The organism is Actinoplanes solisilvae (assembly GCF_003999975.1).
Lineage (GTDB): Bacteria > Actinomycetota > Actinomycetes > Mycobacteriales > Micromonosporaceae > Actinoplanes > Actinoplanes solisilvae.
The window spans coordinates 174,665-184,625 of the sequence record NZ_RJAC01000010.1; the positions used below are offsets into that span (position 1 = coordinate 174,665).

10 protein-coding genes are annotated in these 9,961 nt (G+C 72.2%); 4 read left to right on the forward strand and 6 right to left on the reverse strand.

Features of this window, described 5'->3' with window-relative positions:
- Positions 1 to 16 precede the first annotated feature (16 nt).
- The gene (locus tag EER30_RS24785; protein WP_127502986.1) at positions 17 to 283 is read right to left on the reverse strand and encodes a helix-turn-helix domain-containing protein; all 267 of its coding nucleotides are present in this window, start codon (positions 281 to 283) and stop codon (positions 17 to 19) included.
- A gap of 65 nt (positions 284 to 348) precedes the next feature.
- On the opposite strand from EER30_RS24785, the gene map reads away from it, so the two are divergent.
- Positions 349 to 1,167 carry a type I methionyl aminopeptidase gene (gene map, locus EER30_RS24790; protein ID WP_127502987.1) on the forward strand — a complete coding sequence of 273 codons (819 nt, stop codon included), beginning with the start codon at positions 349 to 351 and terminating at the stop codon, positions 1,165 to 1,167.
- 73 nt (positions 1,168 to 1,240) lie between these two features.
- Here the strand turns inward: map and abc-f are convergent, their stop codons facing one another.
- The 4 genes from abc-f to EER30_RS24805 all read right to left on the reverse strand — a co-directional run bounded on the left by abc-f (position 1,241) and on the right by EER30_RS24805 (position 5,176).
- A complete protein-coding gene (gene abc-f, locus EER30_RS24795) occupies positions 1,241 to 2,860 on the reverse strand; it encodes a ribosomal protection-like ABC-F family protein (protein WP_127502988.1) in 1,620 nt (539 codons plus the stop codon).
- A 167-nt stretch (positions 2,861 to 3,027) separates the two neighbouring features.
- Positions 3,028 to 4,053 (reverse strand): class I SAM-dependent methyltransferase, encoded by a 1,026-nt coding sequence (locus tag EER30_RS24800; RefSeq protein ID WP_127502989.1) that lies wholly within the window; start codon positions 4,051 to 4,053, stop codon positions 3,028 to 3,030.
- Positions 4,054 to 4,100: 47 nt separating this feature from the next.
- Entirely contained in the window at positions 4,101 to 4,331 is a 231-nt protein-coding gene (locus EER30_RS48870; RefSeq protein WP_164842469.1) for a helix-turn-helix domain-containing protein, read from the reverse strand.
- Positions 4,331 to 5,176, reverse strand: a complete 846-nt coding sequence (locus EER30_RS24805; RefSeq protein WP_164842470.1) for a hypothetical protein — start codon at positions 5,174 to 5,176, stop codon at positions 4,331 to 4,333. The genes EER30_RS48870 and EER30_RS24805 overlap by 1 nt, the downstream gene beginning before the upstream one ends.
- A gap of 226 nt (positions 5,177 to 5,402) precedes the next feature.
- Here EER30_RS24805 and EER30_RS24810 point away from each other — a divergent pair, with 226 nt between their 5' ends.
- Positions 5,403 to 6,128: a DUF427 domain-containing protein gene (locus EER30_RS24810; protein WP_240670277.1), complete on the forward strand. Its 726-nt coding sequence runs from the start codon at positions 5,403 to 5,405 to the stop codon at positions 6,126 to 6,128.
- A gap of 84 nt (positions 6,129 to 6,212) precedes the next feature.
- On the opposite strand, the gene EER30_RS24815 is transcribed toward EER30_RS24810, so the two are convergent.
- Entirely contained in the window at positions 6,213 to 7,622 is a 1,410-nt protein-coding gene (locus tag EER30_RS24815; RefSeq protein WP_127502991.1) for a pyridoxal phosphate-dependent decarboxylase family protein, read from the reverse strand.
- A 308-nt stretch (positions 7,623 to 7,930) separates the two neighbouring features.
- On the opposite strand from EER30_RS24815, the gene EER30_RS24820 reads away from it, so the two are divergent.
- Positions 7,931 to 8,890 (forward strand): ROK family transcriptional regulator, encoded by a 960-nt coding sequence (locus EER30_RS24820; protein ID WP_127502992.1) that lies wholly within the window; start codon positions 7,931 to 7,933, stop codon positions 8,888 to 8,890.
- Positions 8,891 to 9,050: 160 nt separating this feature from the next.
- Positions 9,051 to 9,959: a TIGR03619 family F420-dependent LLM class oxidoreductase gene (locus tag EER30_RS24825; RefSeq protein WP_127502993.1), complete on the forward strand. Its 909-nt coding sequence runs from the start codon at positions 9,051 to 9,053 to the stop codon at positions 9,957 to 9,959.
- Positions 9,960 to 9,961: the final 2 nt, after the last annotated feature.

Below are 9,961 nucleotides of genomic sequence, written 5' to 3' on the forward strand. Positions count from 1 at the left end.
GCGCCGCCGGCACGGGTCAGGACGCCTGACGGACGGGCGTGTCGGCCAGCCAGACGTCGGCCAGGTCGCTGAGGGGGATGTCGAGGGCCTGGCTGAGGCAGACCACGGAGCCGAACGCGGGCGCGGGCAGGCGACCCGCCTCGATCTTGCGCAGCGTCTCGGGGGAGATGCCGGCCGCCAGGGCCACCTCGACGAGGCTGCGATCGCCCCGCGCGGCGCGCAACGCGGCCCCGAGGCGCTGGCCCGCGGCGATCTGTTCGGGGGTGAGCGGTTGGCGAACCATGCCCAGCAGGATAGCCCTCATCCGTCGTGGTATAAAAATACCGCACAGGGAGAGGGAGGCTTGTCGTGATCGAGTTGAAGTCCGCCGAGGAGATCGACCGGATGGCGGTGACCGGCCAGTTCGTCGGTGAGCTGCTGGCCGAGCTGAGCGGCGTCGCGGCGGTCGGGGTCGACCTCATGGACATCGAGCACCACGCCCGCCGCCGCATCAAGGAGCGCGGCGCCGAGTCGTGCTACTGGGACTACTCCCCCTCGTTCGGCCGCGGCCCGTTCCGCAACGTACTGTGCCTGTCGGTCAACGACGCGGTCCTGCACGGTCTTCCGCACTCCTACGTGCTGCGCGACGGCGACCTGCTCAGCATCGACATGGCCCTGGCGATCGACGGCTGGGCGGCCGACTCGGCCCTGTCGTTCGTCGTCGGCCCGCCCGACCCGGCCGACCTTCACCTGATCGAGGCCACCCAGGTCGCGCTCGAGGCGGCCGTCGCCGCGGCCCAGCCCGGCGGGCGCATCGGCGACATCTCCGCCGCGATCGGCCAGGTCGCCCACTCGTACGGCTACAGCGTCAACCACGAGTTCGGCGGCCACGGCATCGGCCGCACCATGCACGAGGCCCCGCACATCTCCAACGACGGCCGGGCCCGGCGCGGCATGCGGCTCGACCCCGGCCTCACGGTCGCCATCGAGCCGTGGCTGTGCCAGTCAACCGACAAAATCAAGTACGACGAGGACGGCTGGACGATCCGCTCAGCCGACGGCTCCCGCACGGCCCACTCGGAACACACGGTCGCCATCACCGCGGCAGGCCCCCGAGTCCTGACCCGCCGGCCCACCGAGAGCCCGGCCGCGCCCGACCCGGCCCGCAAGCCCGCCGCGGCCGCCTAGGGTTGCCTTCCGGCCTCTCGCGGTGGGGAAAGCCGCCTCGCACCCGGCCGGTGTGAGGCGGCATCCCCGAAGATCAGGCCGGCGCCCGTGTCTCGGTGAGGCGGCCGTCGGCCAGTTCGAGCCAGCGGTCCACCTTGATCTCGGCCAGGAAGCGGTCGTCGTGGCTGACGACCACGAAAGCTCCCTGGTACGCCGTCAGCGCGCTCTCCAGTTGGCCCACGCTGACCAGGTCGAGGTTGTTGGTGGGCTCGTCGAGCAGCAGCAGTTGCGGGGCCGGCTCGGCGAACAGGATGCAGGCCAGGGTGGCCCGCAGCAGTTCGCCGCCGGAGAGGACGCTGACCGGCAGGTGGGCGCGGGCGCCGCGGAACAGGAAGCGGGCCAGCTTGTTCATCCGGTCGGCCTCAGTCAGCGCGGGAGCGAACGACGCGAAGTTCTCGGCCACCGTCCGGTCGGCGTCGAGTAGGTCGAGGCGTTGGGACAGGTAGGCCACCCGGCCCTCGGCCCGCGACGCAACGCCGGAATCGGGTTGCTGGTAGCCGCCGATCAGTCGCAGCAGAGTGGATTTGCCCGCGCCGTTGGGTCCGATGAGGGCGATCCGCTCCGGCCCCCGGATGTCGAGCCCGACGCCGCCGAAGACCAGCCTGTCACCGTACGTGGCCTGCAGGTCGTTGCCGTGGAAGACCGTGCGGCCGGCGGGGACCGTCGTGCCGGGCAGGTCGAGGGTGATGGTGTCGTCCTGGCGGGCGGCGCGGCTGGCCTGGTCGAGTTTGGCCTGGGCGTCGCCGAGCCGGTTGGCGTGCACCTCGTTGGACTTGGCCGCCGACACCTGCGCGTCGCGTTTGAGGTTGCCCGCGACGATGCGGGCCAGCCCGGCGTCGGCCAGGTTGCGCGACGCGGTCGAGGCTCGCCGGGCGGCTCGTTCCCGGGCCTGCTGCAGTTCGCGTTTCTGGCGTTTCACGTCCTGTTCGGCCTGGCGCACCTGGCGTTCGAAAACCTCCTGCTCGGCCTGGACCGCCTGCTCGTACTCGGTGAACGTGCCGCCGTACCAGCGGATCTCGCCGTGGTCGAGGGCGGCGATGCGGTCCATCTCGTCGAGCAGGCCGCGGTCGTGGCTGACCACCAGCAGGCAGCCGGTCCACGCGCGCAGCACGGCGATCAGACGCTCGCGCGCGAAACGGTCGAGGTTGTTGGTGGGCTCGTCGAGCAGCAGCACGTCGGGCCGTTTGAGCAGCTGAGCGGCCAGACCGAGGGAGACGACCTGGCCGCCGCTGAGCGTGCCGAGTGTGCGGTCGAGGGTGACGTCGGCCAGGCCGAGGCGGTCGAGTTCGGCGCGGGTGCGTTCCTCGATGTCCCAGTCGTTGCCGATGGTGGTGAAGTGGTCCTCGGAGGCGTCCCCGGCCTCGATGGCGTGCAGGGCGGCGATGGCCCGGTCGACCTCGAGCACCTGCGCGACCGTCTGTTGCTGGGCGAAGGGCAGGTGCTGCGGCAGGTAGCCGAGCACGCCTTGCACGGTGACGCTGCCCGCGGTGGGCGTGAGCTCGCCCGCGATCAGCTTGAGCAGGGTGGACTTGCCGGAGCCGTTGGGCGCGACCAGACCGGTGCGCCCGCCCGGGATCGAGAAGGACAGGTCTGCGAAGACCGGGGTGTCATCCGGCCAGGAAAAGGACACGGCGGAGCCGACGACGAAAGACATGGAGAACCTCAAAAAGGAAGGCGTGAGCAAGGCATGACGACATGCGCCACGCGACGGTTGTCAAACCCGTCGATGGCCGCTCCGGGGAACTCACCCGGAGATGTCGTCGTCACCTGCCACGTTCTGCTCCTGTCTCAGAGGACCCGGCCAGCATAGCTCGCCCGGGGTCAGCGCTTCACGTCATATATCCGGTTCGTGACCGTCTCCACGGCCACCCGCCACGAGCCCAGCCCGGCGTCGGCGGCGATCGCGCGCATCACGTCCTCACCCGCGTGGTTGCCCAGGGCCACCGGTCCGCGCTGGGCGATCGCGGCGGGCAGGCAGAGCACGACCGAGACCGCCGCGAACGACCGGCCGATCGGGTTGATGCTCCGGGCCGGGTCGCCCGACGTGTTCGGCTCGACGATCATCACGCTTCCGTCCGCGGCCAACACCTTTTCCGTACGCCGCAGGGCCGCACCCGGATCACCGAGGTCGTGCAGGCAGTCGAAGTAGGTGACCAGGTCGTACCCCTCGCCCGGGAAGTCGGCCGCCGACGCGACCTCGAAGCTGACCCGGCCGGACAGTCCACGCTCCCGCGCCGTACGCCGGGCCGCCTCGACGGACGGGGCGTGAAAGTCGAACCCGCGGAACCGGGCCTGCGGGAAGGCCTCGGCCATCAGCATCGTCGAGTAGCCGTACCCGCAGCCGACGTCGGCGACCAGCCCGCCGCCCGCGAGCTTCTCGGTCACGCCCTGCAGAGCGGGCAGCCACTCCTGCACGAGGAAGGCGTCGTAGCCGGGCCGGAAGAAGTCGGCCACCCCGGAGAACAGGTCGGCCGAGTGCTGCTCCCAGCCGTGCCCGTCGCCGGTGCGGAACGCCTCGACGAGCGCGTCCTCGGTCTGGTAGAGCGACTGCAGCATCGTGAACCCGCCGGTGAGGTCGGCCAGCACGGCCGCGTGCTCGTCGGGCAGCTCGTAGGTCGCGGTGGCCGCGTCGTAGAGCACGTATTCGCCGGCGACCTGCGCGGCCAGCCACTCGGCGGCGTACCGCTCGACGGTGCCCGCCTCGGCGGCGAGCTGCGCCGGGGTCATCGGCCCGCGCCCGGTCATGGCCCGGTAGAGCCCGAGCCGCGCCCCGAGCGACACCGACAGCCCGGCGAAGGCGGCCGCGTTGTCGGTGACCACGCGGCCCAGAAAAGCATCTTGATCCATAGCCACTTTCGACGCGCCGGAAGCGCCCGGCGTTCAGGTGGGCAGTGTCATAGCGGCGTGCGCAGGCGTTCGGCGAGTTCGCGGCGGGAGACGACGCCGAGTTTGGCGAAGACCTTGCGCAGGTGCCATTCGACCGTACGGTGGCTCAGGAACAGGGCCGCGCCGATCTCGGCGTTCGCGCGGCCTGCCACGGCCAGCCGGGCGATCTGCGTCTCCTGGGCGGTCAGCTTCTCGTGGTCGCCGACGGCTCGCCGGGTCACGGTCTCGCCCGTGGCCATCAGTTCGCGGCGGGCGCGACCAGGATGATGCCGGTCGCGTAGTAGGTGGTCAGGCGGCCCAGTTCGGCCTGGGCCTCGGCCTCGGCGAGCAGCAGGTCGGCGGCCTCGGCGAGGCGGCCTTCGAAGATGAGCGCCCCCGAGCGGTAGGACAGCGCGGCCGGCAGGATGTAGGCGTAGCCGGTGCGCCGGGCGAACCCGACGGCCTGGCTGCTGATCCGGTCCCATGACTCGTCGTCGAACAGTTCCATGTCCACCAGCGCGGCGAGCCAGATCAGTTCGAGGTCCTCGTCGTTGGTGAGCGCGTGCAGGGCGCGGGACAGCTTCGGGACGGCGGCCGCGTAGCCGTCGAGGATCCAGGCCGCCATACCGTCGAGGAAGAGGCTGCCCACCTCGTCGCCGACCGGGAGCCGCCGGGCCGCCTCGGCCGCCCGGCGCAGATGTTCCGGCGGGCCGAGCCGCCCGGCCAGCACCCCGGTGCCGATCGCCGCGAGATAGGCCGTGCGGGCCGCCCGCGGGTTCGGTTCGCGCAGGTCGCCCGCGGCCGTCAGCATGGCCGGGCTGATGCCGCGCACCGAGTTGACCACGAACGAGACCGCCGTCCGCAGCCGCATCACCTCGGCACGCTGCGCGTCGTCGAGCCGGCCGAGCTCGGCCGCCGCGAGCAGGCCGGGGACGAGGCTGGGCCGTCCCGAGAACATCCGCTCCTGGGCCGCGGCCAGCGCGCGTCGGGTGCGCCGGCTCGGGTCGGGGGTGAGCGCGACGGCCCGTTCGAGGAACGCCGCGGCGGCGGAACGGCCTCCGCGCGTACGGGCCCGGGTCGCCGACGCCTTCAGTTCGGCGGCCACGTCCTCGTCCGGACCGACCGCCGCGTGGGCGCGGTGCCAGGCTCAGCGGTCGGGGTCGAGCCGCTTTCTCGCGCGCGCGGCCGAGCAGGTCCCCCACCGCCATGACCCGATCATTTATTCTCTGAAGCGACCCGACCTGGGCCAACACGCGTGAACTCCGTCGCTGCACGCTGCGTCGATCAGAGGTATGACGAATTACCCACGGATGATCGCCACAGTCAATCTGATGGAACCGGCGCCGCGGCGGGTGCGCGCGACCCTCAACGGCAAGGTCGTGCTCGACACCACCCGCGCCGTCTACCTCTGGGAGATCGCGAGCTTCCCGCAGTACTACATCCCGCTCGACGACGTCGACCCTTCGGTGCTCGTCGACGAGGACCACGAGCAGCACCTCAGCCGGGGGACGGCACGCCGGACGGGGCTGAAGGTCGGCGACGTCGAGCACAAGGCAGCCGCACGGATCTACACCGAGAGCAAGCTGCCCGGGCTGGCGGGACTGGTCCGGTTCGAGTGGGACGCGCTGGACGCGTGGTTCGAGGAGGACGAGGAGATCTTCTTCCACCCGCGGAACCCGTACACCCGGGTCGATGCTCTTCGCTCCACCCGGCACGTGCGGGTCGAGCTCGACGGGGTGCTGCTCGGCGAGTCGAACTCGCCGGTGCTGCTGTTCGAGACCGGCCTGCCGACCCGCTACTACCTCGACCGGTCGGCGCTGAACCACTCGGCGCTCGAACACACCGACACGACGAGTTTCTGCCCGTACAAGGGCCGCACCAGCGACTACTGGACTGTTCGTACGCCCGTGGGGTCGTACCCGGATCTGGCCTGGTCCTATGCCTTCCCGACGGCCGCGGTGGGGCCCATCCACCAGCTTGTCGCGTTCTACAACGAGAAGGTCGACCTGTACGTGGACGGGACGCTGCTCGAACGGCCCAAGACCGTCTTCTCCTGATGAACCGGCCGCGGCGAGCTGCGTTCTACAGCGGTATGACAGCCTCACGAGAAGACCTCGTCGCCCGGGGGTGCTGGTGAGCCCCTACATCTCGAGCTGGCTCGCCGGCGCCGTCGCGCGTTCGGCCTGCAGGCAGCGCAGGATCGCCTGCACCGACGCGTCGACGTCGGAGGGGTCGGTCGACCAGTTCGAGACCGAGATGCGCATGACCGCGCGGCCCCGCCACACCGAGCCGCTCACCCAGCACGTGCCGTCGCCCTGCACCAGGTCGACGACCGCACGCGTACGGGCATCGTCGTCGTCGAACGAGACCAGCACCTGGTTGAGCGTGACGTCGTTGTGGATCCGTACGCCCGGGTGGGCGGCCAGCAGCTCGGCGAAGCGGGTCGCCGCCGCGCAACCGCCCTCCACCAGCGCGGCCACCCCCGTACGCCCGAGGTTGCGCAGCGCCGCGTAGACCGGGATGCCACGAGCCCGCCGGGACAGCTCAGGGGTGAGCTCGAACGGGTCGCCGCTGCCGTGCATCAGATAACCGGCCCGCACGCTCAGGGCGGCCCGATGCGCCTGCGGGTGCGCACAGAAGATCAGACCCGAGTCGTACGGGACGTTAAGCCATTTATGGGCGTCGGTGGCCCACGAGTCGGCCCTGTCCACGCCGTCGAGCAGGTGCCGCCGGCTCGGGCTGGCCGCCGCCCACAACCCGAACGCGCCGTCGACGTGCACCCACGCGCCGGCCGCGTGCGCGAGGTCGCAGATCTCCCCCACCGGATCGATCGCCCCCGAGTTCACCCCGCCGGCCTGAGCACACACGATGATCGGCCCGTCGGCGTCCTCGAGCGCACCGGCGAGCGCGAGGGGATCCATCCGGCCCTGCTCGTCGGCCGCCACGACCTCGATGGCCGCCGTACCGACGCCGAGGTAACGCAGCGCGAGGTCGATCGTGTCGTGCCGTTCCGCGCCGACCAGCACCCGCAGCCGGGGCGCGCCGAACAGCCCGTCCACCTCGACGTTCCAGCCCGCCCGGCGCAGCATCTCGTGCCGCGCGGCGGCCAGCCCGGTGAAGTTCGCCATCTGCCCGCCGGTCACGAACCCCGTCGTCGCATCGTCCGGCAGCCCGAGCAGTTCCCGCAGCCACCGGCCGGCCACCTGCTCGATCGTCGTGGCCGACGGGGCCAGCGCGAACAGGCCGGTGTTCTGGTCCCAGGCCGAGGTGAGCCAGTCGGCGGCGAGGGCGGCCGGGGTCGACCCGCCGACGACGAACCCGAAGAACCGCCCGCCGGTCGACCGCATGATCCCGGGGTCGGCCGCCGCGGCGAGCTGCTCGATCACCCCCGCGGCCGGGTGCGGCTGCTCGGGCAGCGGACCGTCTAGGGCGGCCAGCAGCGCCTCCCGGTCCTGCGAGGCGCCGACCGGGTGGCCGGGCAGATCGGTCAGAAAGGCCAGAGCGCCGCCGTACGCCGCGGCGAGCGGGCCGGACCAGTCGGGTTGCTGCATGACATCTCCCGCGAGAACGAACAGGTGGACGTCTCACTGTCCCGCGCTACCGTTTGCGGCGGCGTGTGCGCCAAGGAGGTTGCACGAAATGGCACTACGTTTACGCCTCGCCGGGCGGCCGTCCGCACACCTCGACGGCGACGAGGTCTCGGGGTCGCTGCCGCCCAAGGCCTGGGCCGTCCTGACTGTGCCGGCGCTCGCCGCGAGGGCAACCTGCCCGAGGCGCGTTCGGCCCTCGCCGGGTTCGCGTGACCTCCGGCACCCGTGGTCACGGTGAACCGGCTCCGGTCGGCTCCGTCTTACGTTCAGTGGAGCCAAGAAGGATCGCCTACAACGGCCGCAACCGGTGGAGCGAGGCGCAGCGGCAGCATCACGCCGAGCATCTCCGCGGCGCGCTCGTCACCCTGCTCGACCGGGGCCCGTGCACCGCGCGTGACGTGGCCGAGTCGACCGGGCTGTCGCGGGTCACCGCGAACACCCTCCTGCACGAACTGGCCGAACTCGGCGTAGCGCAGCTCGCCGGTCTGCGCCGCCGCTCGACCGGACCGCAGGCCCGCGTGTTCACCGTGCGGCCCGCCGCGCAACGCATCGCGGTGGCCGTGTTCCGGCCCGGCCGGCTCGTCACCGTCTCCGGCCTGTCCCCCGAGTACGTCGCCCCGGCGCGGACCAGCGACGCCGGCGCCCTCCCGGACCCGGACCTGATCGCCGCGGCCCTCATCCCCGGCGAACCCCGGCACGTCGTTGTCGGTGTCCCCTCCACCCGCGACGTGAACGAGAGGGACCTGGCCGATCCGCTCGGCTGCCCCGTCGTGGTGCGCTCGCACGCCGACCTGGCCGCTCTCGCCGAGGCCAAGGTCGGCACGGCGCGCGACTTCCTGTTCGTTACCGGCGCCGCCTTCAAGCACGTCGTCGACGGCACCGTCCGCCCAGGCACGGGTTCGCTGCGCCCCCTCACCGACTGGGCCAACCGCACCGGGGCGGCCGAGACACTGCTGCCCGCCGTCACCGCCGCCTGTCTCGTCACCGAGCCCGACCTCGTCGTGCTGAGCGACGACGTGCGAGACCTGCGCGGGCCCCTCACCGAAGCGCTCGGCGAGTTCCTGCCGTCGCCGCCCGCCGTCGCCCTCAGCAGAGTGGGCGGCGACCCGGTCCTGCACGGCGCCCTGCACCTGGCCGCCGACACCGTCCGGGCCGACCTGCTGCGCCTGGCCTGCGGCGAACCCACCCCGCTGAACCTGGCGACCGCGGGCACGTCGTACGCGCCATGACCGGTCCTGTCCCTCGGCATGATCCCGCCCCACCTGGGCGCGGCCTGGATCGCCGCCGTGAACGAGGCCGTCGCACGCGACGAGCTGCTGGTGGCCCTCACGATCTGGGCCGTCGCGGCCGCGAGTGAACCCCGGCCGTCGGGCGCGCGTCGAGCTTGGCATGGGTGTGAAGCTCGGCGTCAACCTGCCGCAGGCCGGCCACTACGACCTCGCCCGCGACGTGGCCGAGGCCGCCCGCCGCCTGGAGGAGATCGGTTACGACAGCCTCTGGGCGTACGAGCGGCTGCTCGTGCCCGGCCCACGCGGACGGCCGCGGGACCCGGCCGCCTACGGCAGCACCGCCGACCCGCTGATCGTGCTGGCCATGGCGGCGGCCGTGACCTCGCGGGCCGAGCTGGGCACCGGCGTACTGGTGGCGCCCCTGCAGGTGCCGCTGCGGCTGGCGAAGACCCTGGCCACCCTCGACTCGGCAGCCGGTGGGCGGCTCCTCGCGGGTCTCGGCTCCGGGTGGCTGCGCGACGAGTTCGACGCCGTCGGGCTGCGGCCTTTCGCCGAGCGGGGCGCGGCCCTCGACGAGTTCCTCGCCGTCGCCCACGCGGTCTGGGGACCGGACAACGTCGAGTTCACCGGCGACCGCTACCGGATCGGGCCGGCGACGATCGGCCCGAAACCCGCCCGGCCCATCCCGGTCTATCTGGCCGGCACAACTCCGGCGACGTTCCGGCGCATCGCCCGGCGCGCCGACGGCTGGATCCCGTTCGGAATCTCGCCCGCCCTCGTCGCCGAAGGGCTCGACCAGATCCGGGAACTGGCCGTGGCAGCCGGTCGGCGGCCCGAGGACATCCAGGTGGTCCACCAGCTCGGTGTGACGAGTCTGGCCGAGGTGCCGGCGCACGGCCGGGAACCGTACCGGGGAAGCCCTTCACAGCTCGTCGAGGACATCGCCGAACTCGTCGCCGGCGGCGTCGGCCACGTCTACGTCACCGTCGCGACTGCCACCCGCGACGTGAAAGAGCTGCTGGACCGGGCGGCCGAGCTGCACGAGGCCGTCCGTGGCGCCGGGCTGTGAGG